Consider the following 23,339-nt stretch of genomic DNA (forward strand, 5'->3'; position numbering starts at 1 on the left):
GATTGCTGACAGCAGCTGTCATCGCGGTGCTGGCGGCAAGCCCCGTCCACGCGCAGGATGCGCCGGCCGTCGACGACGATGCGATCGCCGTCGATCGCGAAAAGGGCCTGGCCGAATGGGACGGGATCGTCGCCGTCCTGTCGCATCCGCGCTGCGCCAATTGCCATGTCGAGGATGCCTATCCGCGCTGGTCCGGTCCGCATTACGGCGCCACCCGCCTCCACGCCTTCAACATCACGCGAGGCGAGGACGGCTCCGGTTTCGGCAATGCCGCCCTGCGCTGCAACTCGTGTCATTTCTCAAGCAATTCCAGCAAGTTGCATGGGCCACCCGGCGCACCCCTATGGCCTCTCGCGCCGGCGGAGATGGCCTGGTGGCAAAAATCCTCGGCCGAGATCTGCGCCCAGATCAAGGATCCCGAGCGCAATGGCGCACGCACGCTCGAGGACATTGCGGCCCATGTTCGCGACGACCCGCTGGTCGGCTGGGGCTGGAACCCGGGACCGGGGCGCGAACCGGCGCCGGGGTCGGCCGAAGACACGTTCAGGGCCATCGAACGCTGGGCGGCGGCCGGCGCGCCCTGCCCGGCCGGGTGACCGGCCATACCCGCCTGTGGCCGGACCTGACGACAAAGTGTCTTTTTTCGAGGGAACAATTGCGGTACACAACCGCCGCCGGGAGAAGGTGGATATCCCTCGCCGATTGAACCTGGCCGCTTCAAGGACCACATGAGCCCAGCGCCACAACGCCCGGCGCGCCAATGGCGGAACGTTTGCGCGGGAACCACGCATGCCGAGAATTAAATACCACAAGCTGGCTGCTGTCATCGTGCTCGCCGCGACGGCGGGCTGGATTCTGACGGGTGAATTCAGCTCGGTCGGCAGCGCGATCCCCGAACGCGAGAGCCAGCCGGCCGAGGACAACAAGCCCGCCGTCGAGACGCCTTTGCGCACGGTGGCCGTTGTCGTGCCGCCACGCACCATGCACGCCCGCACCATCCGCGTCTCCGGAACGACGGAAGCCAACAAGCGCACAAGGCTCGCCGCCCGCGTCGGCGGCATCGTTTCCGAACTGCCGGTCGAAAAGGGCAGTCCCGTCGACGCGGGCGACCTGATCATGCGTCTCGACGCCGAGGGCAAGGTCGCCGCCGTCGACATGGCCAAGGCCATGCTTGCCCAGCGCGAGGCCGAGGCCGAGGCCGCCGAGCGGCTGGCCAAGTCCGGCAACATGGCAAAGCTCCGTCTCGACGGCGCGCAAACCGCGTTGGCGCAGGCCCGCTCGCAATTGGAAGGGGCGGAAGCCGAACTCGCCCGCAATACGGTCCGCGCCCCGTTCGCCGGCCTTGTCGACCGCGTCGCGGTGGAAAAGGGCAGCGCCATCCTGCAGGGGGCTGAGATCGCGACCGTGCTCAGCCTCGATCCGATCCTGGCCGTCGGCCAAGTCAGCGAACACGACCTCGCCGAACTCGAGATCGGCAACACCGCCACGGTGAGGCTGGTCAACGGCCGGAGCCTGGAAGGCACGCTGCGCTATATCAGCCGCGAGGCCTCGCCCCAGACGCGCACCTTTCGCGTCGAGATCGCGATCGCCAACCCGCAATTGGAGATTCCGGCCGGCATGACCGCCGAGATCAGCCTGCGCGCCGACAAGGTGCAATCGGTGTTCCTGCCGCGCTCCGTCGTCACCCTGTCGGAAACCGGCGATCTCGGCGTGCGCACCGTCACGCCGCAGAATATCGTCGATTTCGTGCCGATCGATCTGATCGACGACACGCCGCAGGGCCTGGTTCTGGGCGGCATTCCCGACGACGCGCGCATCATCGTCGCCGGTCAGGATCTGGTGAAGACGGGCGACGAGGTCAACGCCGTCGAAGCCGACGCCGAAACGGTCAAGCGCCTGGTCGGCCAGCTGGCCGGCTCGGTCAACTGACGGCTGCGCCATGGGCATCGTCGACTACGCCATCCGCAATGCGCGACTGACGATATCGATCCTGCTGTTCTTCCTGGTGGCCGGCACCATGGCCTATCAGGCCATTCCCAAGGAAGCCGAGCCGGACGTCCAGATCCCGATCATCTATGTCAGCATGACCTACCAGGGCATCTCGCCGGAGGATGCCGAACGCCTGCTTTTGCGCCCCGTGGAAACGCGGCTGAAATCGATCAGCGGCATCAAGGAGATGCGGTCCAGCGCCTATCAGGGCGGCGGCAATGTGGTGGTCGAGTTTCAGGCCGGCGCCGACCTCGACAAGGCGCTCGAGGACGTGCGCAACAAGGTCTCCGACGCCGAACAGGACCTGCCGCAGGGGGTCGACGAACCGAGCGTCAACGAGGTCAACGTCTCCGAGTTTCCCGTCCTCGTCGTGACCTTGTCGGGCGACGTGCCCGAACGGGCGCTGACGGCGGCCGCGCGCGAACTGCGCGACCGCATTGAGGAAGTCACCGGCGTGCTCGACGCGGCCTTGCGCGGCGCGCGCGACGATTTGGTCGAGGTCATCATCGACCCGGTCAAGCTGTCGTCCTACGGGCTGCGGCTCGACCAGCTGATCGCCGCCGTCAACGCCAACAACTCGCTGGTCGCCGCCGGTGCGCTGCAGGGCGACGAGGGCCGATACGCCGTCAAGGTGCCGTCGCTGATCGAGACGGTGGAGGATGTGGCCAATCTGCCGATCGTCGCCGATCGCGATGCGGTCGTGCGCGCCCGCGATCTCGCCACCATCCGCTCCACCTTCAAGGACGCCGAGACGATCACCCGGCTCGACGGGCGCCCGGCGATCGCCATCGAGGTGTCCAAGCGCACCGGCGCCAATCTGGTCGAGACGGTCGACAAGGTTAAGGCGGTCGCCACCCAGTTCCAGGAGATCCTGCCCGAAGGCGCGACGGTGTCCTTCAGCCAGGACAAATCGACCGTCATCCGCCAGCTTCTCGGCGACCTCGAAAACAGCGTCCTGACCGCCGTCATCCTGGTCTTCGTGGTCATATTGTACGCGCTGTCGGGCCGCGCCTCGATGCTGATCGGCCTGGCCATCCCGGCCTCCTTCCTGATGGGCATCATGTGGCTGTCGCTGGCCGGCTACACCGTCAACATCGTCGTGCTGTTCTCGCTGATCCTGGCCGTCGGCATGCTGGTCGACGACGCCATCATCGTGACCGAGTTCGCCGAGCGGCGCATGACCGAGGGCATGCCCAAGACCGAGGCGTTCTCGCTCGCCGCCAAGCGCATGGCCGGCCCGGTCGTGGCGGCGACGTCGACGCGCGTGGCCGCCTTCTCGCCGCTTTTGTTCTGGCCCGGCATCGTCGGCGAATTCATGAAATTCATGCCGATCACGCTGATCGTCACGCTGTCGTCGTCGCTGATCTACGCGCTGGTCTTCACGCCCGCGCTCGGCGCGCTGTTCGCCAAGCCGGTGATCGAGGAGGAGCATCGCGACGGCTGGTACATGCGCTTCGTGCGGCGTGCCGTGCGCCACCCGTTCATCGTCACCTTCGTCTCGCTCGCCGCGCTGGTCGCCGTGCCCTACGCCTACGCCACCTATGGCAAGGGGGTCGAGTTCTTCCCCAATGTCGAACCGGAATACGGCCTTCTCTACGTGCATGCACGCGGCAATCTCTCGCTCGAGGAGCAGGACGCGCTGGTGCGCCAGGCCGAGGAGCGCATCCTCGGCTGGCCCGGCATCGAGACCGTCTATACCCGTGTCGGCAGCGTGCGCGGCGGCGGTGCGGAGATCGACGAGGACGTGGTCGGCGTCATCCAGTATGAATTCCTCGACTGGCGCGAGCGCAAGCCGGCAAGCGCCATCCTGGAAGATTTGCGCGTCGCCATGACCGGCATACCCGGCGCCGAGATCGAGGTCTCCGTGCCCGACGCCGGACCGCCGACCGGCAAGGCGATCCAGATCCAGCTTTCCGCCAACGATCCCTCCGGGCTCGACGAGGTCGCGCGCGAGACGGCCGCCATGCTGACGACCGTGCCCGACGTGATCGACATCGGCGACGGCTTGCCGCCGCCGGGCATCGACTGGGAGATTCAGGTCGACCGCACCAAGGCGGCGCAATACGGCATCGGTCCGGGCTCGGTCGGCACCGTGGTCCAGCTCGTCACCACCGGCTTGAAATTGTCGGACTACCGGCCGGCCGGCGCCGACGATGCCGTCGACATCCGCCTGAGGCTGCCGGAGGACCGGCGCACGCTCGCCACGCTCGACCAGTTGCGGGTGGAGACAGCCCAGGGCTCGGTCCCGATCTCCAATTTCGTCAAACGCGAGCCGGCATTGCGCACCGGCATCCTGACCCGCATCGACGGCGTGCGCACCGCCATCGTCGACGCCGGCATCCGCGAGGGCGTTCAGGCCGACGCCGTGCGCCAGAAAGTGATCGCCAATCTCGAGGCGGCCGATCTCGAAGCCAGCGGCATCCGCTGGAAACTCGCCGGCGAGGACGAGGAGCAGAAGGCGGCCGGCGAATTCCTGTCGAAGGCGTTCGGCGCCGCCGTGTTCCTGATCTTCGTGGTGCTGCTGGCGCTGCTCAACAAATTCACCTCCGTCGGCCTGGTTCTGTCGGCGGTAGTGATGTCGACCATCGGCGTTCTGCTCGGGCTTTTGATCATGGGCCAGCCCTTCGGCGTGGTCATGACCGGCATCGGCATCATCGCGCTCGCCGGTGTGGTGGTGAACAACAACATCGTTTTGATCGACACTTATGACCGCCTGCGCCACGAGGGCTGGGACAAGCTCGACGCGGTGCTGCAGACCTGCCGCGAACGCGCGCGGCCGGTCGTGCTGACGGCGGTGACGGCGATCCTCGGCGTGCTGCCGATCGCCTTCGGCGTCAATCTGGAACTGATGAACCACGAGACCACCTACGGCGCGCCGTCGACGCAATGGTGGATCGCGCTGTCGAGTTCGATCGTCTTCGGCCTCGCCTTTTCCACCGTGCTGACGCTGGTGGTCACCCCGTCGCTGCTGATGATCTTCACCCGCAGCAACGAGTCCCGGGTCTCGGCTTTCCTCAACCGGCTCTTCCGCCGCCGTGGAAACGGCAAGGATACGCAGACGGCCGAAAAGCCCGATGTCGACCTGTCGTCGGGCTATCCCAAGGCGGCGGAATAGGCGCCACGACCGGCTGCGGCAGCGCAGCCGGCTCCGAACTAAAGGGGGGCGGTCTCCGCCTGCCGTGCCGCCTGCTCGTAGAGCCCGGACAAGACCCGCAACATGTCGGCCATCTCGCCCAGATCGAGATCCTTGCCGGCGAAGCGCGACAGGGTCCGGACGAGGCAGCGATCTCGGATGCGTCCGTACTCGTCGACCAGACCCTTGCCCGTTGCCGTGCAGGAAAAGAACGTATCTTTGCCGACCTTGCGGCTGACGACCAGATCGGCCTTGGTCAGCTTCTTCAGTGCGTAGGAGACGAGGTGCGTGTCCTCGATTTTCAGCGCAAAACAGATATCGGCAATGCGCTTCGTCCCGTTGCCGTAATTGATCATGTGCAGGACGAGCAGTTCGAGCGATGAAAAGCCGGCCGCGCCGGCGGCCACGCCACAACGTGAAACCCATTGCTGGAACGCGTTGTGGGTAACGATCAAGCTGATCTCAAGCTGAGTTAGGGCCGGCGAAAAATCCTCCGCCAGTTTCTTCAGTTCCATGTCCGTGGACGGCGCTGCCAAGCGAAAACCTCACATTCTGTTGGCGCCCGCTCGACGAGCGGCACACGGGATAGCTACCACCGGCACCCATGTCTCACAACAAAAATAGGGGTATCGGGAATTTCTTAGAACCAAATTGCCGACAGATTATCGTAAGATTATCGTTGATACGCTGGCAAAAGAATGTCAGTTTCCATCTTCAACGCGCTGGCCCTGCTGAGGGAAGGTGCCTGCAACCAGGAGATGGATATGAATTTTTCCCCGAATGCCGACGCCTTGAGAGCGCTGCCGAAGTTGGCGGGACTCGACGCCGTAATCGCGATGAGCCCTGAAAACTTCACCTATGCATCCGGTGCCTACATTCTCACGGTGAAGCAGATCCGCCCGCGCCAGGCCTATGCCGTTCTGCCCGCTGCCTCGAACCCCTTCGCCGTGGTGTGCAGCATCGAGGAAAGCCTGACCCGCTCCGAATCTTGGATCGAGGACATCCGCACCTATACCGAGTTTGTTGACGAGCCGATCGACGCGCTGGTCGACGCGCTCAAGCAGGCAGGTCTGGCCAAGGGGCGCATCGGCATCGATCTCGACTATCTTCCGGTAACCTCGCACGCGCGCCTGACCGCCGCCCTGCCCGACGTCACGTTCGTCAACAGCTCGCACCTGGTCGGCGCGATCCGGGTGGTCAAGGGCGAGAGCGAGATAGCGCTGCTGGAAAGGACGACCAAGCAGACGCATCGCGCAGTTCTGGACGCGATGGAGGCCAGCAAGCTCGGCGACACCGAACATATGATGGCGAACAAGATCGCCAACAACATCATCAATTACGGCGCCGACGGCACCTTGTTCATCTGCTTCGCCAGCGGCGAACGGACGCCGCATCCGCACGCGATCGCGCGCGAGGACATCGTGCCCAGGCCGGGAGATCTGATCCGGTTCGACGTCGGCGGCACCTATGGCGCTTTCGCGAGCGATTTCGCCCGGACCTATTCGGCCGGCGACCCATCCGAGATGCAGAAGCAGGTCTATGCGGCGCTGATCGCGTGTGAGACCGCCGCCATCAACGCCGTGGCGCCCGGCGTCCTGGCCGAAGACCTGTTCTATCTGTGCAAGGAAGAGTTCGCCAAGCAGGGCCTGCCCTTCCACATGCCGCATATCGGCCACAGCTTCGGCGTCGAGCTCCACGAAAACCCGATGCTGCGCCCAGGCGACAAGACGCCGCTGAAGCCCGGTATGGTTCTCAATATCGAGCCAGGGGTCAAGGACGAGGTCGGTTCGCTCTACCACAGCGAAGACCTGGTCGTCGTCACCGAAACCGGTTTCCGCCTGCTGACGCTCGGCATCGCTCCCAGCGAACTGCCGGTCATCGGCCAGCGGGTCGCCTAAACATAAGCGTCCGCCGTTCCGCTTCTTCAAGCAAAAAGGATCTGACCCATGCGCATATCCAAAATACTATCGCTCGCCGGCGCCGCGTTGGTGACCCTGGGATTGTGGGCTTCCGCGGCACAAGCCGAGACCCTGCGCTTTGCCCACCACCACGCCGTCGGCGGAACGGTCGACAAGGCCGCCAACCGTTTTGCCCAGTTGGTCAAGGAAAAATCCGACGGACGCATCAACGTGCTCGTCTTTCCAGGGGGCCAGCTCGGACAGGAACGGGAAGCCTATGATCTCGTCAATCAGGGTGGGATCGACATTTCCCTAACCTCGACCCCGTTGCTGAGCGGTGCGTATCCACCCATGGCCGTCACCTCGCTGCCTTTTGCCTTCAAGGGCTGGGACCACGCACGAGAACTCTATCAGGGCGAGTTCGGCCAGAAGCTTGCCGAGGGCATCGCCGACAACAGCAAGACGGTCGTCCTTGCCTATATGCATCTCGGCTTCCGCGACCTGCTTTTCGTCGACGAAGCGCCAACCACCCTGGCCGGGATCAACGGCATGCGGATGCGCTCCCCGGAAAACATCGTCTGGATACGCATGTTCGAGTTGTTGGGAACCAACCCCACGCCGGTAACCTGGGGCGAGGTCTACTCTGCCATGCAGACAGGCATTGCACAGGGCCTCGACAGCCCGCCCGCCACGGCGCTGGATATGAAGTTCAACGAAATCTCGAAATCGCTGCTCAAGACCAACCACATGTTCGGCACGATGGTTTTTGCCATGAACCAGGATCGCTTGGCAGCCTTCTCCGCCGATGACCGGACCCTTTTGCGCGAAGCGGCGGTCGAGGCGGGCGATTGGTCCGACAGGGAAGTCGCAATCCCGGAAGAAAAGGCCGCCTACGACCGTTTGCTTGCGTTGGGCGTCTCGATTGTCGAGCCCGCCGATCCGCAGGAATGGCGTGATGCCATGGCGCCGCTGAACGGCGAGATCGCCGAGCGCTATGAGGATGCGCAGCAGTTCATCGACATGGTGACTGCCGAGGACTAGGAACCGAAGCTGATACCACGCCGGGCGGGGGGGGCAATGAGCGATACTGCCAACGATAATCGTCAACAGACTGGATCGAGACTGTTTTTCTTTCTGGTCAAGCTCTCCGCCCTGCTGGTGTTCCTGGCCATCTTTCTCACCTTCCTGCAGGTCACGCTGCGCTATTTCTTCAACGCACCGCTAGCCTGGATCGAAGAGGTGTCACGATACCTGTTCGTGTGGATTGTGATGCTGGGCGCGGCGATCGCCTTCAGGCTCGACGCGCATATCCGCGTCGACCTGATCGACAATCTTCTCGGCAGCGGTTCGGCGCGCCTGATCGCCATCATACGCAACCTGCTATCGCTCCTTGCGACCGGCCTGATCCTGTACTCCGGGCTTCTCGTGGCCTGGCGCAACAGATCCGCTGCTGCCTTTACCCTTCCGGATTTCCCAGCCGTCGTCTTCTACGCCTCAGTCCCCGTCGGGGCGGCGTTGATGAGTTTTTTCATCGTCCGGACCCTGCTGCGCAGCCGGCACTAACAGGCAAGGTTCCCTTTCATCCTCCCACCGAGCGGAGACGGTCACCGTGGAAACGATTGTTCTTTTCTCCTTGCTTGTGGGCATCCTGCTTTTGGGAGCCCCGGTCTCCGTGGCGATGATCCTGTCTTCCGCCGCCTCGCTCGCACTCTCCAATCTGCCGATCAACGTCCTCGCCGAGCGCCTTCTCGGCGCCATCAACTCCTATACGCTGATGGCTGTCCCCTTCTTCATCGCCGCAGCCGTCATCATGAACCGAAGCGGCGTGACACGTCACATTCTGGACTTTGCCGCCTGCCTGATCGGCCATCGCCGGGGCGGGACCGCGCAGGTAAACGTGCTGGCAAGCCTGTTCTTTTCCGGCATGTCCGGCTCGGCAACGGCCGACGTTGCCTCGCAGGGCCGCATGTTGATCCCCCGCATGAAGCAGGAAGGCTACGACGCCCCCTTTGCCGCCGGAGTGACCGCCGCCGCCTCGATAATCAGCTCGATCGTACCGCCTTCGATCATCATGATCATCTATGGCTCGGTCACAAACACCTCGATCGGCGGCCTGTTCTTTGGCGGCATCATTCCCGGCATTATCCTGTTCGTCTTTCTGATCGTGATCGTTCACGTCCTGTCCGTACGGCGCGGCTATCCGAAGGGCGAACGGCAAAGTTGGAAACAGACACTGCCGGTGATGCTGCGCGCCCTGCCTGCCCTGTTCGCGCCCGTCCTCATCCTCGGCGGCATCCGGTTCGGCATGGTGACGCCAACCGAAGCGGGCGTCATCGCCTGTGTTTACGGGCTTTTCCTCGGAACGGTCGTTTATCGTGAGATCACGCCGCGAAGCTTCGTTTCCATCATGGAGGAATCCGTCGTGGCGACCGCCGTCCCGATGTTCATCATCGCGTCCAGCGCCTCCTTCGGTTTCGCCCTGACCGTCACGGGTTTCGGCTTCATGATGAACGAAATCATGACCGGCATGACGGAAAACCCGGTACTTTTCATGATCATCACGTTGCTGGCCCTGTTCGCGGTAGGACTGTTTCTGGAAAGCACCTCCGCGCTTCTGATCTTCGTGCCGCTATTCGCGCCTCTGGCGCAAAGTTACGGCATTCCCGACATCCAGTACGGGCTGCTGATGATCGTCGCGCTGATGCTCGGCACGTTGACGCCGCCGGTGGGCCTGCAATCCTTCATCGCTTCTGATATCGCCGACATCAGCATCGTGAAGATCGACATCTGGTACTTCATCGCAGCGATCCTGGCGGTCGGTCTGCTGATCGCGCTGTTTCCCTTGCTCACCATGTTTTTGCCGTCGACCTTCATCTGACGATCCCACGCCTCGATGGGAACCGCAGCGGCCTCTCGCGCATTGATGGGGATCAGTCACGCATTGGAGGGAGCGTCATGACGCTCGGCACACTTCTCATCATCATCCTGATTCTGATCCTGATCGGCGCCGTCCCCGCCTGGCCGCATTCGCGCGCCTGGGGTTACGGCCCGTCCGGGCTCGTCGGCGCGATCCTGCTCGTGATCCTGATCCTGGCCCTGCTCGGCCGGATCTGACCGGGCCGACCGGGCTGGCCGACCGCCCCGCGGCTCAGGCGGCCCGCCGCCGCGGGGCATCGAGGCCGAGATCGGCGATCGCCTGGCCGATCGCCGTGGCCGGATCGGTGGTCGGCTCCGGCCCGATCTGGCGGGCGAACCGCCCGCCATCCAGCGAATGCGGCGTGCGCCACAGGTAGGACATCGCCGCCACCTCGCGCAAAAGCGGCACGACGAGCCCGCCGGCGCGCAGCAGGGTCCACGGCACGCCGCGTCGCGTCAGCGGACGTCCGAGCGCCTGTTCCGTCGCCGCCTTGAACTGGGTGCCGGTCAGCGTATGGCCGGCAAAATGAAACCGCTCGAAGGTCGCCAGACCGCCGCGGTTTTCCGCCACCATGACAAAGGCCCGCGCCAGATCCGGCAGGTAAGCAAAAGCATGCGGCACATCCATCGGGCCCGGCCAGGTGAAGATATTCTTGCGCAGCTTGGCGAGGATGAAGATGTCGAGCCAGCTTTCAGGCTTCTGTCCGCCGTAGAAATCGCCGGCGCGCAGCACGATCGTGCGCACGCCGCGCTCGCGCGCCCGCGCCGCGAACAGCTCTTCCATGGCAATCCGGATGCGCGCCTTCGATGTCGAGGCGACCTGGGGCGCGTCCTCCGTCGTGTCGAGCCCGATCCCGTAGCCGAAATTATAGACATTGCCCGGCACCATGTGCGTCGCGCCGGCCCGTTCCGCGGCGAAGATGACGTTTTCGGCCATCGGCAACACCTTTTCCTGCCACTGCGTATAGGCCGGATTGAGCGCGTTGAGGACAATGTCGGCGCCAAGACAGGCCGCCGCCAGCGCCTCGCGGTCGAACGCATCCGCCTGCACGGCTTCGACGCCCGGCGCCAGCGCCGCCGCCTTGGCAGCCCGTGCCACGCCCTTGACCCGCCAGCCCGCATCCAGGAAAGCGCGCGCGGCCGCATCGCCGATACGTCCCGCCGCGCCGAGAATGATGATTGTGTGCATGTGAAGCTCCCTTGCCATGTCGGGAGCACGATGCTTTATTCCTCCTTGAATTGAAATTGCTGCTACATGCAGGTTTGATATTCAAAATCGAATAGTAGCGTGGCCGGATGGTCGACGATCTCGACTGGAACCTGATCAAGAGTTTCGTGGCGGTGGCCGAGGCCGGCAGCCTGTCGGCGGCCGCCCGCACCCTGCGGGCCAGCCAGCCCACGCTCGGCCGGCACGTGGCGGAACTGGAGCGCGCGCTCGGCGTGACGCTGTTCCGGCGCGGCCGTGGCGGTTATGTGCTGAGCGAGGATGGTGCCGCGCTCCTCGACCGGGCCCGCGTCGTTCGCGAGCACGCCGCGGCCTTGTCCCGGCTCGCGCTGGGCACGAGCGAACAGGTCTCGGGAACGGTGCGGATCGCCGCCAGCGAGGTGATGGCCGCCTACGCCCTGCCGCCGCTCGCCGCCGCGCTGGCGCTCGAGGAGCCCGGCATCGAGATCGAGATCGTCGCCTCGAACCAGGTCGAAAACCTGCTGCGCCGCGACGCCGATATCGCGATCCGCATGGTCAAACCCGCCCAGCTCGACCTGGTCGCGCGCAAGATCGCCGACATCCCGCTCGTCGCCTGCGCCGCCACGGCCTATCTGGAGCGTCGCGGCCGGCCGCGACAACCCGACGAGCTCGTCGCCCACGACCTTGTCGGCTTCGACCGCGACGCAAGCATTATCGAGGGTTTTGCCCGTTTCGGCGTCGAGGCCGACCGTCATGCCTTCCGCTTCCGCTGCGACAGCCAGATCGTCTATTGGCAGGCGATCCGCGCCGGCAACGGCGTCGGGTTCTTTCAACGCCCGCTGATCGTCCGCGACGACAGCGTCGAGACGCTGTTGCCCGAAATGCGCTTACCCGTCCTGCCGATGTGGCTGGCCATGCATGGTGACGTGCGCACGAGCCCGCGCATCCGCCGGGTCGCCGATTTTCTGCATGAAGGGCTCACGCGCTATGCGGCCGAGTGAGACGGTCCGCCGCGCGCGAATTCGGCCTTTCTGGCCAAGCCCGCCATCAGTACGACGAGCACCAGCAGTCCCGACAGCACCGCAAAGATCGGCGCAAAGCCGGTGTGCTCGCCGATGAAGCCGATCAACGACGGCGCCACCAGCAGCCCGGCATATCCCATGCTCGTCACCGTGCTCAGCCCGGCGCCGGCGGAGATGTCGTCCTGATTGCCGGCGGCGGAAAAGGCGATAGGCACCATATTGGCGATACCCAGTCCGGACAGGGCAAAGGCGACGATCGCCAGCGCGGGATCGGGCGACCAGGCCGCCACCATCATGCCGGCGGCGGCGACCAGGCCGGAAACCCGCAAGGTCGTCACCGCGCCGAGCCGGTCGCGCACCGCATCGCCGGCAAAGCGCATCAGCGCCATCGTTCCCGAGAAACCGGCAAAGGCGAGCCCGGCCGTGGCAAGGTCCGCGCCGCGTTCCTGGCGCAGATAAAGCGCGGCCCAGTCGAGCACCGCGCCCTCCGGCACCATGGAAAACAGCGCGATCACCCCGACCAGGTAGACCAGCGGGTTGCGCGGCAATGAAAAGCGCCGGCCGGGCACCGCGGCCGGCACGGGTTCGCCCGACAGATGGCGGGTCGCCAGCACCGTTGCCAAAAGCGCGATCGCAGTCACGGCGAGGCCGTGGCCCACGGCGCCAAGCGCCACGATGGCGAAACCGCCGAGCCCGCCGCCGACAAAGCCGCCGAGGCTCCAAAATCCGTGCGAGGACGACATGATGGCGCGCCCGAGCCGGCGTTCCACCCCCACCGCGTTGGCGTTCATCGACACGTCCGTGCCGCCGATCAGCCCGCCGAATACCACCAGCGCCAGCGCCACGCTGGCAATTCCGGGCGCCAGTACCACACCTAACAGGCCGAACGAACAGGCAAGCGCCAGCACGCGCACCACCGGCGCCGAGCCGTGCCGGGCGATCAGGTAGCCGGCCGTCGGCATGGCGATCAGCGCGCCGGCGCCGAAGCCCAGGATCAGGAGGCCGAGCGTGAATTCGCTGATCTGCAGGCGGTCGAGCGTGACCGGGATCTGCGGCGCCCAGGATCCGACCAGAAACCCGTTGACAAGGAAGATCGCGGCGACGGCCCAGCGCCCGCGCTTCAGCTCCGTGGATGACGTTCCGGTTGCCGGCACCGCCAGGCCTCCTGTTGCGCGATGTCTTCTAAATCGATTTAGAAAAACGTGAACCGACACGGCCCGCCAATGGTTGCGCCAGACCCGGCCAGGGCGGCGCGCGCGGCGATCGCCGCGCGCGCTTTGCGTTACCGTTGCCGGTCGCGCGCCGCCAGCGTGCGCAAACGCAGCGCGTTGAGGCGGATGAAGCCTTCGGCGTCCTTCTGGTCGTAGGCGCCGCGGTCGTCCTCGAACGTGACCAGCGCGTCGGAATAGAGCGATTTCGGCGAGCGCCGGCCGGTGACGATGACATTGCCCTTGTAGAGCTTCAGCCGCACCTCGCCCTCGACGTCTTCCTGGCTCTTGTCGATCAACGCCTGCAGCATCTCGCGCTCCGGCGAGAACCAGAAACCGTTATAGATCAGCTCGGCGTAGCGCGGCATCAACTCGTCCTTCAGATGCGCCGCGTCGCGGTCGAGCGTCAGCGATTCCATCGCCCGGTGCGCCGCAAGCAGGATCGTACCGCCCGGCGTTTCGTAGACGCCGCGCGATTTCATGCCGACGAAGCGGTTTTCCACCAGGTCGATGCGGCCGATGCCGTTGTCGCGGCCGAGATCGTTGAGCGCCGTCAGGATGGCGGCCGGCGACATCGCCTTGCCGTCGATGGCGACGGCGTCGCCCTTGACGAAGGAAATCGTGATCTCGGTTGCCGTGTCGGGCGCCTCCATCGGCGAGATGGTGCGCTGATAGACATATTCGGGCGCCTCCGACCACGGGTCTTCCAGCACCTTGCCCTCCGAGGAGGAGTGCAGAAGATTGGCGTCGACCGAGAACGGCGCCTCGCCCTGCTTGTCCTTGGCGATCGGGATCTGGTGGGCCTGGGCGAAATCCAGCAGCGCCGTGCGCGACTTGAACTCCCAGTCGCGCCACGGCGCGATCACCTTGATGTCGGGATTGAGCGCGTAGGCCGACAACTCGAAGCGCACCTGATCGTTGCCCTTGCCGGTCGCGCCATGCGCGATCGCGTCCGCGCCGGTCTCCTCGGCGATCTCGACCAGCCGCTTGGAGATCAGCGGCCTGGCGATCGAGGTGCCGAGCAGATAGACGCCCTCGTAGAGCGCGTTGGCCCGGAACATCGGAAAGACGAAATCCGAAACGAACTCTTCGCGCAGGTCCTCGACATAGATCTGCCGGATACCCAGCATCTCGGCCTTCTGGCGCGCAGGCTCCAATTCGCCGCCCTGGCCGAGATCGGCCGTGAAGGTCACCACCTCGGCGCCGAGCTCGGTCTGCAGCCACTTCAGGATGATGGAAGTATCGAGACCGCCGGAATAGGCGAGCACGACCTTCTTGACGTCGTTCCACTTGCTCATGGGATATCTCGTCTTTCGATTTGCCGGCGCCGGGCGCGCCCTTGAAGTCGCTGCCCTTTTATCAGGAAAGCACGGCCGGGCAAGGCTGTCGCCGCGCCTCCGATCGACGTCTCGGGCGCGTCGAAAAGGCCGGCTCGACCGCTTGCCGCGGCCCGGTTTGCGCCCCTTTCGCGATCGGCTAATCTGCCGGGGGGCTCGAATCGGGAAGCGGGGACGAAACCTTGCCATCACGTCACACGCACGCCACGCGGCGCGGCCGTATTGGCGGCCTTGCGGCCTCCGGTGCCGCGCTTTTCGCCCTGTTGGCGCTCGCCGGCCCGGTATCGGCCGCCGAACGCTGGACGGTCGCGCCTTTCGGCGCCATCGCATACGCCCCGCCGCCGGTCGCCGCCCGCGGCGTCGAGGCCGTGCAGCTCGACTGCCGCGAACAGCGCTGGACGCTGCTCCTGCGCGTCGCCGCCGACACCGACGCCCAGGCCCTGCCCGACACCGCCCGGTTGCGGATCGACCGGTCCGATTTCGAACTTGAACGCGTCTCCAGCGGGAGAGGCGTGGCGCTGAAGGTGCCGCGCGAATTGCTCGATCCGCTGAAGAGCGGCGGCGAAATGTCGGTTGAACTCGCAGAAGGCGCGGCCGCCGTGCGGGCGCGCCTGTCGCTGCGCGGCTCGCGCAAGGCCATCGAAGCGGTCGCGCCGAAATGCTCGCCGCGCGACATGTCCGCCTACGAGACGATCGCGCTCGAAGAGATCGGCGAGGCCGTCGACACCGCGACAAAGCTGCTTGCCGACGAGATCGCGCGTTTCCGCGCCGCCGCCGGCTTTGCCCCCCAGGTCCAGGCGCGGCGCGTCGATCTCGATGCGCAGCGCGCGCTTTTGATCGCCAGCCTGTGTGGGGCGAGCTCCTATTTCGGCGATACCGGCTGCAACGTCACCGTTCACGCCCGCCTGAACGCCGCGGCCGACTGGCACGAGGTGTTCAACAGCGAGGGCATGGCGCTGCATTGGGATCCGGGCGCGGCAACCGACGGCTGGCCCGACCTGGTGGCGCTGCCGCCGGGCGAGGACGACGAATTCGTCTGGTTCTGGGACGGCGGCGGTTATTCGTTGCGCGTTCCCGCCAGCCAGTCCGCGCGCGACTGACCAGCGCCCTGTCCTATCGGTTGCCGCGAAACAGCGAGCGCCACATGTCGTAACCGGCCAGCCCGAGGCCGATCAGACAGGCGACGTAGAGGTCGACCCGATGGACCTTGACGGCGATGATGCCGAGAAACCCGGCCAGAAGCGCAAAGGCCAGCAGGGCGAACAGGCGGTCAACGAGCATGGTGGGACCTCTCCGAAATGCGGTCGATCGCGTGCCTGACCATCATCACCGCCCGTAGAACAGCTTCGGCAGCGCGTGCACGATGTCGGGCAGCACGTAAAGCACGACCATGGTGATGAACACCATGAAGACATAGGGCAGCGAGCCGGCGAAGATCTGCGTCAGGCGCACATGCGGCGGCGCGATCCCCTTGAGATAATAGGCCGACATCGCCATTGGCGGCGTTAGGAAGGACGTCTGCAGGTTCAGCGCGATCAGAATGCCGAAAAACAGCGGATCGATGTCGAAAAGCGGCAGCAAGGGCAGGAAGATCGGCACGAAGATGATGATGATTTCCGACCATTCCAGCGGCCAGCCGAGCAGGAAGATGATGATCTGAGCCAGGATCAGGAACTGCAGCGGCGTCAGATCCATGCCGACCACGAATTCGCGCACGACCTGCTCGCCGCCGAGATAGGAAAACACCGAGGCGAACGTCCACGAGCCGACGAACAGCCAGCACACCATGGCGGTCGTGCGTACCGTTAGATAGACCGACTCGCGCAACCTGTCCCAGGTCAGCGCGCGATAGGCGGCGGCCAGCACGAGCCCGCCGATCGCCCCGATCGCCGCCGCCTCCGAGGGTGTGGCCAGACCGAACAGGATCGCGCCGAGCACCGACAGGATGAGGATCGCCAGCGGAAAGAACGACGTCAGCAACATCACTATCAGCCGCGCCGTCGGTATCGGATCGTCGGATTTGTCCGGGCGCGGAGCGAGCGAAGGCTGCAGCGTGGCACGACCGACGATGTAGATCAGATACATGCCGGCCAGCAGGAAACCCGGCAGCAGCGCCCCGGCATAAAGCCGTACGATCGACACGCCCGAAGCCGCGGCATAGACGATCAGCATGATCGAGGGCGGGATCAGGATGCCCAGCGTCCCGCCGGCGCAGATCACGCCCGACGCGAAACGCTCGTCGTAGCGCGCCCTGAGCATGGCCGGAAAGGCAAGCAGCCCCATCAGCGTCACGACGGCGCCGACAATGCCGGTGGCGGTGGCGAACAGCGCGCAGGTGATCAGCGCCGCGACCGCCATCGACCCTGGCAACCGGCGGCTCGCCACGCTCAGGGTCTCGAACAGCCGGTCGACGATATTGGCCCGCTCGACGATGTAGCCCATGAACAAAAATAGCGGGATCGCGGTCAGCACGTCGTTGGCCATCACCGAATAGGTCTGGTTGACGAACAGATCGAAGATGCGATTGTCGAACAGGGTGCGCATGCGCTCCGCGTCGAAATAGGCGTAATAGCCGAAGCCGATACCCATCGCCATCAGGGTGAAGGCGATCGGGAAGCCGAGCATGATGACGAAAATGAACAGGCCCAGCATCAGGATCGCGATTTGCGGATCGGTCATGGACGCCTTTCCTTCGGGGTGACGATGTCGATCGCTTCGGAGCCGTGCGCCAGCACCGAACGGCCGGCCTTCTGCAGCCTCGTCTCGAGCTCCTCGACGTCTTCTTCGGGAAGCGGCCACGCGCCGGTGCGGATCGTGAGCACGCAACGGAAAACCTGGGCCACGCCCTGGAAGACCAGCAGGATGCCGGCGGCGATGATCACCGATTTGAACTGGAAGATCGGCACGTTGGCCGGGCTCATGCTGGAGACTTCGAAATAGCGCCAGGAGCGTCCGGCGTATTTCCAGCCGGAAATGACCAGCGCCAGCACGCCGGGAAAGAAAAACAGCAGATACAGGATGAGCTCGACCTTGGCCTGCGTCGCCGGCTTCCAGAGCCGGTAGACGAAGTCGCCGCGCACATGACCGTCGCGGGACAAGGTATAGGCGCCCGCCATCATGAACATCGTCCCGTACATCATGTAGGACAGGTCGAACGCCCACGGCGTCGGCGCGTTGAGCGCGTAACGCACGAAAACCTCGTAACCGACCCCCAGGGTCATCACGAGCACGCACCACGCGAACACCTTGCCGAACCAGGCCGACAATTTGTCGGCAAACCTTATATAGCTTCGCATCACCCTTTGCCCCCGCATTGTCTCGACCAGGCTCAACCGCAAGCCGTGAGCGGGGGACGCGGCCGCCTATCGGCCGCATCCCGCCACGCCAGGGCCGGTCGTCGTCCGGAGTGCGCGCGGCGCACGGCGGGTCTCGGGTCCGAAACCCGCCGCTTGCGACTATACCACGCCTCCGGAGCCGGACGCAGATCGGCCCTGGCTGGGCCCTGCGAGACGATCAGAGCTTGCCCGGATAATAGTGCTGATAGGCCAGACGGTAGTCCGGTGCGTTCTGCAGGCTGTAGAACACCACCCGCTCGCACCATTCCTTCTGGCTTTCCACCACCTTGGCGAAGAACGGATCCTCCATCAGCGGCGGCAGGATCTCGTCCCAGGCGTCGAGCTGGGTCTTCAGGACGTCGTCGGGCGTGCGCTTGACGTTGACGCCGGCCTCCGTCTGCAGCTTTTCCAGATCGGCCGAATATTGATGGAGCGCCAGCGCCGTATTGGCCAGATGCACGGCCTCCACGCCGTATTTCAGGATCGCCTGCAGATCGGGCGGCAGGCTTTCATACTTGTCCTTGTTGAAGATGAACTCAAACGATTCGGAGGCTTGGTGATAGGAGGCCAGCATGTAGTTCTTGGCAACGTCCTGCGCCCCGAAGCGGCTGTCGGAGGTCGGGTTGTTGAACTCGAACGCATCGATCACGCCCCGCTCCATCGCCGGCACGATCTCGCCGCCGGGAAGCTGTGCCACCGCCGCTCCCATCGCCTGGAACAGGTCGGCCGCCAGGCCGACCGTGCGGTATTTCAGGCCTGCTACCTGGTCGGCGCTGGTGATTTCGTCCTTGAACCATCCGAAGGGCTGCGCCGGCATGCCGAAGGCGAAGAAGCCGACGATGTTCAGGCCCAGAACGTCCTGGGTCAGTTCGCGGTAAAGCTCGTTGCCGCCGCCGTGATACATCCACGCGATCATCTCGGTCGCATTGGCGCCGAAGACGGGGCCGGTGCCGAAGAGCGACGCGGCCTTGTTCTTGCCGTACCAGTAGACCGGAACCGTGTGCGCGGCATCGATGATGCCGTCGTGACAGGCATCCTGCACCTGGAAGGCGCCGACGACGGCGCCGGCCGGCAACAGGTCGATTTTCAGCCGACCGCCGGCCATCTCCTCGACGCGTTCGACATATTGCTGCGCCATTTCCTGGAAGACGTCCGAGGACGGCCAGGACGATTGCATTTTCAACGTGATCGGGGCCTGCGCGAGAACCGCCGGCGTCGCCAGCGTGGTCGTCGCCACCGCGCCGGCCCCGGCGATCGAGCTGTTTTTCAGAAAGTGTCGCCGCGAAATTTTATCGGTCGTCATTTTTTCCTCCCTGATATGCCTATCGCGTGTTTCAGCACATCAAGAATAATCTATACGAACATTTGTGCAATCCGGTGATTGGCAAGGGTTTTGCTGCAGCCGCTTCTAATACGAAAGTTTTATTTCTCATGTTGTTCGTAATCAAACCATAAATTCTATATTGAATTTATATCTTTTGCATTCTTGTTCATATTTGCACTGCAGCAAAATTTGTGATTTTGAGAATATTACTTAGAATCAAACACTTGTATCTGAATGATCCGACACGGCTCGAATTTCTGCGAAGCGTCATCGGCAAACGCTACCAGCTTGGACCTTCGCCTTGGCGCGCAGTCTGGCGGGGATGGCTCGGCGGCGAGCTTTTCGCAGTGCCGTCGATGCTGTAAAGCGAAGCCTCGACACTGCAACAATGGTCCGGTGCCAGGTTCCCATGTTCGTACCCGAATTTTCAGTCCTTTTGCAGTTCGCCGTCGCGACCTTCATCATCGCCATCACGCCGGGCCCCGACATGACCCTGTTCGTGGGACGCGCCCTGTCGGAAGGGCGCGCGGCGGGGCTTGCCTGCATGGTGGGCGCCATGACCGGTATCGTCATCCACACCTGCATGGTGGCGCTTGGGCTCTCGGCGCTGATCGTCGCCTCGCCGCAGGCCTTTCTGGCGCTGAAAATCGCCGGCGCCGGCTATCTGGTCTGGCTTGCCTGGCAGGCGATCCGAAACGGCTCGGCCTTTTCGCCGGAAACCCGCGCCGGCAAATCGCGGTCGCTTTACCGCAACTGGGCGACGGGGCTGGGGATCAACCTGCTCAATCCGAAGATCATTTTGTTCTTCATGACCTTCCTGCCGCAGTTCGTCTCGGTTTCCGACCCGCACGCGTCGGGGAAGTTGTTCTTTCTCGGCCTGCTGTTCATCCCGCTCTCTTTGCCGCTGACCATCCCGATGGTGCTCGCGGCGGACGGTTTTGCCGGGTTCTTGAAGAAAAGTCCGCGGGTGACGCGCCTGATCGACTATCTGTTCGCGGGCGTGTTTTCCGCCTTCGCGATCAAGATCCTGACCGCTCAGGCGCGTTGAGTTCGGCCCGGTCGCGCCAGCGTCCGGCGCTGCGGCCGCAAACGGCCCAATAGACGACGCCGCCCACGATGCCGGCCCCCAGCAGCGGCAGGATCGGCCTGTCGGCCGGCGACGCCGCCGCGCCTTGGTCGACGCCGTAGAGCAGGGCGGCGACCGCGGCCGCGATCGCCCCGCCGCAGACGGCATAGTAGAGCCATTCCCGTCTGCGCGAGAATTCGCCGAACAAGATCGCAGCAATCGATGGAATGAAGGCGTAGTAGGAAACCAAGAGCGCCACGAACAGCGTCGAGACCGTCCAGGCACCGAGACCGTCGGGGCCCGATCCCAATTCGGCCTGGGCCCTGCCAAGCAGGATGGCGTGCAGAAACCCGCTCGCCGCCAGCGCGGCGGCCGCATATCCGACGATGATGATTGCGAAGCGGACCAGAAGAACGAGAAGCTGGGTCAAGCCTCGCCGTGCCCGGCGATCATCATCGCCTCGAGCGCAAGCCGTTCGGATTTCTTCAGCCGCTCGGATTCCGATTTGAGCTGGCCGCAGGCCGCCAGAATATCGCGCCCGCGCGGCGTGCGGATCGGCGAAGCGTAGCCGGCCTGATTGACATAATCGGCGAAGGTCTCGATCGTTTCCCAGTCCGAGCACTGATAGTTGGAACCGGGCCAGGGATTGAACGGGATCAGGTTGATCTTGGCCGGAATGCCCCGGAGCAGCCGAACCAATTCCTTGGCGTCGGCAAGCGAATCGTTGACGTCGCGCAGCATGACATATTCGAAGGTGATGCGCCGGGCGTTGGAAAGGCCCGGATAGCGCCGGCACGCCTCCAGAAGCTCCTTCAGCGGATATTTTTTATTGATCGGCACCAGCATGTCGCGCAGGTCGTCGCGCACCGCGTGCAGCGAGATCGCCAGCATGACGCCGATTTCCTCGCCGGTGCGGTAGATTTCCGGCACCACGCCCGATGTCGACAGGGTGATGCGGCGCTTCGACAAGGACAATCCGTCGCCGTCCGAGGCGATCAACAGCGCCTTCTTCACGTGGTCGAAATTGTAGAGCGGTTCGCCCATGCCCATCATGACGATGTTGGAGACCTTGCGCCCCTCGGCCGGAACGATCGCCCCCATCGGCGTTTCCCGCTGCGGGAAATCGCCGAGCCGGTCGCGTGCGGTCAAGAGCTGCGACAGGATCTCTTCCGCCGTCAGATTGCGCACCAGCTTCTGGGTGCCGGTATGGCAGAACGAGCAGGTCAGCGTGCAGCCGACCTGCGAGGAGATGCAGAGCGTGCCGCGCCCCTCCTCGGGAATGTAGACGGTTTCGACCTCGACGGGACGCCCGGCGCCGCGCGGCGGAAAGCGGAACAACCATTTGCGGGTGCCGTCGGCCGAGATCTGCTCCTCGACGATTTGCGGCCGCGCCACGGTGAAATGACGGTCGAGCGCGCCGCGCAGGTCACGCGAAATATTGGACATCGCGTCGAAGTCGGACACGCCGCGCACATAAAGCCAGTGCCAGAGCTGCTGCGCGCGCATTCTGGCCTGGCGTTCGGGCACGAGCCCGCTTTCCACCAGGGCGACGGCAAGCTCCTCCCGGGTCAGGCCGATCAGGGTCGGCTTGTCCGGTTTCGCGGTTTTGGCGGCGAGAGCGCTGCGGCTCTCGGCGGAAGTCAGATCGATCGTCAGGGCCATGGGCTTCGAAATATGGTCGGCCGCAGCCGGTTTCCAGTTTCAGCGGCTTTACCAGAACCGAGCGCCTGCGTCATCCGCCTTGCGACCATTCAAAAATGAAAATTGATGAATATCATATTTTATTATAAAATCATCTGGTATGAATTGAGCGATCCTCGCTGGCGTTGGAGAGATGCGATGAAATGGCTGATACCGCCCATCCTGCTTGTGCTGACCGCCGTTGCCATGATCGCGGCCTATCGCGGCCTGCCCGGCGGCGGAATGATACCGCCGCCGGTCAATTATTATCTCGGCTTGCCCCTGGTCGCTCTGGGTCTGGCGCTGGCCTTTGCCGGTGCGCGGCGGTTTCGTCATGCCGGGACGAATATCCACACCTTTCACCGGCCGGATAGGCTGATAACCGACGGACTTTATTCCATGAGCCGAAATCCGATGTATCTCGGTTTCGCGCTGGCGTTGTTGGGCTTTGCGATCAAGCTGAACACGCCGATCAATTTCGCGCTGGTGGCCGCCTTCGTTCTCGTCACCGACCTCTGGTATATCCGTTACGAAGAACGGATCGCCCAGTCGGTCTTCGGCGAGGCCTATCGCGATTACCGGCGTCGGACCCGCAGATGGATCTGATATTTGCCGAGACCGAAAACCGACATCGCCGCCGTCCGAAAAAAACTGCTCGAGGCAGCCGAGCATCACATCAGGGCGCACGGACCGAAAAAGCTCACCGTGTCGGATATCGCCGCCGAATGCGGCATGTCGCAATCCAATGCCTACCGCTTCTTTCGTAGCAAGCGCGATCTGCTCGAAGCCGTCGGCGAGCGCTGGTTCGCGGAAATCGAGCGGGAACTCGCCGACATCGCCGCCTCGCGGCAGCCGCCGGCCGAGCAGTTGCTGCGCTTCATCGTACGCCAATACGAGTTGAAGCGCGCCCGCTATGCCGAGGACCCGGACCTGTTTCGCGCCTATCTCGCGCTCGGCAAGGCCAATATGTCGATCGTCGAGCGCCATTTGAACCGCATGCACGCCCAGCTTGAGGCGATTATGCAGCGTTGTGGCGAAAACGGGCTTTTGGGCGGCCGCGAACCGGGCGAAGCGGCAAATCTCGTCGAGGCGATGACGGCGCGCTTTCGCGATCCCGGCCAGATCATGCGGTTTTACGATACCGACACGCCCGGCCGCGTCGCCGAGATCGCCGGGTTGATCCTGGCCGGCATGGCCCATCTGCACAGGAAGGCCGACTGAATCGTCGCGCCGTGGTCCGGACCG

The 23,339-nt window shown here is 64.3% G+C and carries 23 protein-coding genes; 13 read left to right on the top strand and 10 right to left on the bottom strand.

Annotated features, from left to right (window positions below; genetic code table 11):
- Positions 1-2: 2 nt before the first annotated feature.
- The 3 genes from C7T96_RS05850 (at position 3) to C7T96_RS05860 (ending at position 5,104) form a co-directional block, all read left to right on the top strand.
- Positions 3-596, top strand: coding sequence for a hypothetical protein (locus C7T96_RS05850; protein WP_245414072.1), 594 nt, complete (start codon positions 3-5; stop codon positions 594-596).
- Between the two features lie 193 nt (positions 597-789).
- Positions 790-1,929: an efflux RND transporter periplasmic adaptor subunit gene (locus C7T96_RS05855; RefSeq protein ID WP_106570240.1), complete on the top strand. Its 1,140-nt coding sequence runs from the start codon at positions 790-792 to the stop codon at positions 1,927-1,929.
- Positions 1,930-1,939: 10 nt separating this feature from the next.
- Positions 1,940-5,104 (top strand): efflux RND transporter permease subunit, encoded by a 3,165-nt coding sequence (locus C7T96_RS05860; RefSeq protein ID WP_106570241.1) that lies wholly within the window; start codon positions 1,940-1,942, stop codon positions 5,102-5,104.
- 38 nt (positions 5,105-5,142) lie between these two features.
- On the opposite strand, the gene C7T96_RS05865 is transcribed toward C7T96_RS05860, so the two are convergent.
- Positions 5,143-5,658, bottom strand: a complete 516-nt coding sequence (locus C7T96_RS05865; RefSeq protein ID WP_146149145.1) for a winged helix DNA-binding protein — start codon at positions 5,656-5,658, stop codon at positions 5,143-5,145.
- A gap of 162 nt (positions 5,659-5,820) precedes the next feature.
- On the opposite strand from C7T96_RS05865, the gene C7T96_RS05870 reads away from it, so the two are divergent.
- From C7T96_RS05870 to C7T96_RS05890, 5 genes are all read left to right on the top strand, one after another.
- Positions 5,821-7,020 carry a Xaa-Pro peptidase family protein gene (locus C7T96_RS05870; protein WP_106570243.1) on the top strand — a complete coding sequence of 400 codons (1,200 nt, stop codon included), beginning with the start codon at positions 5,821-5,823 and terminating at the stop codon, positions 7,018-7,020.
- Between the two features lie 48 nt (positions 7,021-7,068).
- A complete protein-coding gene (locus C7T96_RS05875; RefSeq protein ID WP_106570244.1) occupies positions 7,069-8,061 on the top strand; it encodes a TRAP transporter substrate-binding protein in 993 nt (330 codons plus the stop codon).
- 36 nt (positions 8,062-8,097) lie between these two features.
- Positions 8,098-8,583 (top strand): TRAP transporter small permease, encoded by a 486-nt coding sequence (locus tag C7T96_RS05880; RefSeq protein WP_106570245.1) that lies wholly within the window; start codon positions 8,098-8,100, stop codon positions 8,581-8,583.
- Between the two features lie 46 nt (positions 8,584-8,629).
- Positions 8,630-9,898 carry a TRAP transporter large permease gene (locus tag C7T96_RS05885; RefSeq protein ID WP_106570246.1) on the top strand — a complete coding sequence of 423 codons (1,269 nt, stop codon included), beginning with the start codon at positions 8,630-8,632 and terminating at the stop codon, positions 9,896-9,898.
- A 77-nt stretch (positions 9,899-9,975) separates the two neighbouring features.
- Positions 9,976-10,134 carry a DUF3309 family protein gene (locus tag C7T96_RS05890; protein WP_106570247.1) on the top strand — a complete coding sequence of 53 codons (159 nt, stop codon included), beginning with the start codon at positions 9,976-9,978 and terminating at the stop codon, positions 10,132-10,134.
- A 34-nt stretch (positions 10,135-10,168) separates the two neighbouring features.
- Here the strand turns inward: C7T96_RS05890 and C7T96_RS05895 are convergent, their stop codons facing one another.
- A complete protein-coding gene (locus C7T96_RS05895; protein WP_158264312.1) occupies positions 10,169-11,125 on the bottom strand; it encodes an NAD(P)H-binding protein in 957 nt (318 codons plus the stop codon).
- A gap of 107 nt (positions 11,126-11,232) precedes the next feature.
- On the opposite strand from C7T96_RS05895, the gene C7T96_RS05900 reads away from it, so the two are divergent.
- A complete protein-coding gene (locus tag C7T96_RS05900) occupies positions 11,233-12,123 on the top strand; it encodes a LysR family transcriptional regulator (protein ID WP_106570249.1) in 891 nt (296 codons plus the stop codon).
- Here C7T96_RS05900 and C7T96_RS05905 read toward each other — a convergent pair.
- Entirely contained in the window at positions 12,108-13,298 is a 1,191-nt protein-coding gene (locus tag C7T96_RS05905; protein WP_106570250.1) for an MFS transporter, read from the bottom strand. The two genes, C7T96_RS05900 and C7T96_RS05905, sit on opposite strands and share 16 nt — an antisense overlap.
- Positions 13,299-13,426: 128 nt before the next feature.
- Positions 13,427-14,650 carry an argininosuccinate synthase gene (locus C7T96_RS05910; protein ID WP_106570251.1) on the bottom strand — a complete coding sequence of 408 codons (1,224 nt, stop codon included), beginning with the start codon at positions 14,648-14,650 and terminating at the stop codon, positions 13,427-13,429.
- A 221-nt stretch (positions 14,651-14,871) separates the two neighbouring features.
- On the opposite strand from C7T96_RS05910, the gene C7T96_RS05915 reads away from it, so the two are divergent.
- Positions 14,872-15,789 carry a hypothetical protein gene (locus tag C7T96_RS05915; protein WP_106570252.1) on the top strand — a complete coding sequence of 306 codons (918 nt, stop codon included), beginning with the start codon at positions 14,872-14,874 and terminating at the stop codon, positions 15,787-15,789.
- Positions 15,790-15,802: 13 nt separating this feature from the next.
- Here the strand turns inward: C7T96_RS05915 and C7T96_RS24150 are convergent, their stop codons facing one another.
- From C7T96_RS24150 to dctP, 4 genes are all read right to left on the bottom strand, one after another.
- Positions 15,803-15,970 carry a hypothetical protein gene (locus C7T96_RS24150; protein ID WP_164749803.1) on the bottom strand — a complete coding sequence of 56 codons (168 nt, stop codon included), beginning with the start codon at positions 15,968-15,970 and terminating at the stop codon, positions 15,803-15,805.
- Between the two features lie 45 nt (positions 15,971-16,015).
- A complete protein-coding gene (locus tag C7T96_RS05920) occupies positions 16,016-17,368 on the bottom strand; it encodes a TRAP transporter large permease subunit (RefSeq protein ID WP_106570253.1) in 1,353 nt (450 codons plus the stop codon).
- Entirely contained in the window at positions 17,365-17,985 is a 621-nt protein-coding gene (locus tag C7T96_RS05925) for a TRAP transporter small permease subunit (RefSeq protein WP_106570254.1), read from the bottom strand. The genes C7T96_RS05920 and C7T96_RS05925 overlap by 4 nt, the downstream gene beginning before the upstream one ends.
- 217 nt (positions 17,986-18,202) lie before the next feature.
- Positions 18,203-19,327 carry a TRAP transporter substrate-binding protein DctP gene (gene dctP / locus C7T96_RS05930; protein ID WP_106570255.1) on the bottom strand — a complete coding sequence of 375 codons (1,125 nt, stop codon included), beginning with the start codon at positions 19,325-19,327 and terminating at the stop codon, positions 18,203-18,205.
- A gap of 430 nt (positions 19,328-19,757) precedes the next feature.
- On the opposite strand from dctP, the gene C7T96_RS05935 reads away from it, so the two are divergent.
- Complete coding sequence (locus C7T96_RS05935; protein ID WP_106570256.1) at positions 19,758-20,396, top strand: LysE family translocator; 639 nt, start codon at positions 19,758-19,760, stop codon at positions 20,394-20,396.
- On the opposite strand, the gene C7T96_RS05940 is transcribed toward C7T96_RS05935, so the two are convergent.
- Positions 20,368-20,844 carry a hypothetical protein gene (locus C7T96_RS05940; protein ID WP_106570257.1) on the bottom strand — a complete coding sequence of 159 codons (477 nt, stop codon included), beginning with the start codon at positions 20,842-20,844 and terminating at the stop codon, positions 20,368-20,370. The two genes, C7T96_RS05935 and C7T96_RS05940, sit on opposite strands and share 29 nt — an antisense overlap.
- Positions 20,841-22,076, bottom strand: a complete 1,236-nt coding sequence (gene rlmN, locus C7T96_RS05945; RefSeq protein WP_106570258.1) for a 23S rRNA (adenine(2503)-C(2))-methyltransferase RlmN — start codon at positions 22,074-22,076, stop codon at positions 20,841-20,843. The genes C7T96_RS05940 and rlmN overlap by 4 nt, the downstream gene beginning before the upstream one ends.
- A gap of 177 nt (positions 22,077-22,253) precedes the next feature.
- Here rlmN and C7T96_RS05950 point away from each other — a divergent pair, with 177 nt between their 5' ends.
- Both C7T96_RS05950 and C7T96_RS05955 read left to right on the top strand, forming a co-directional pair.
- Complete coding sequence (locus tag C7T96_RS05950; RefSeq protein WP_106570259.1) at positions 22,254-22,700, top strand: PEMT/PEM2 methyltransferase family protein; 447 nt, start codon at positions 22,254-22,256, stop codon at positions 22,698-22,700.
- A 3-nt stretch (positions 22,701-22,703) separates the two neighbouring features.
- Positions 22,704-23,315, top strand: coding sequence for a TetR family transcriptional regulator (locus tag C7T96_RS05955; RefSeq protein ID WP_106570260.1), 612 nt, complete (start codon positions 22,704-22,706; stop codon positions 23,313-23,315).
- Positions 23,316-23,339: the final 24 nt, after the last annotated feature.

Source organism: Nitratireductor sp. StC3 (genome assembly GCF_003015025.1).
In the GTDB taxonomy this organism is placed as follows: domain Bacteria; phylum Pseudomonadota; class Alphaproteobacteria; order Rhizobiales; family Rhizobiaceae; genus Mangrovimarina; species Mangrovimarina alexandrii.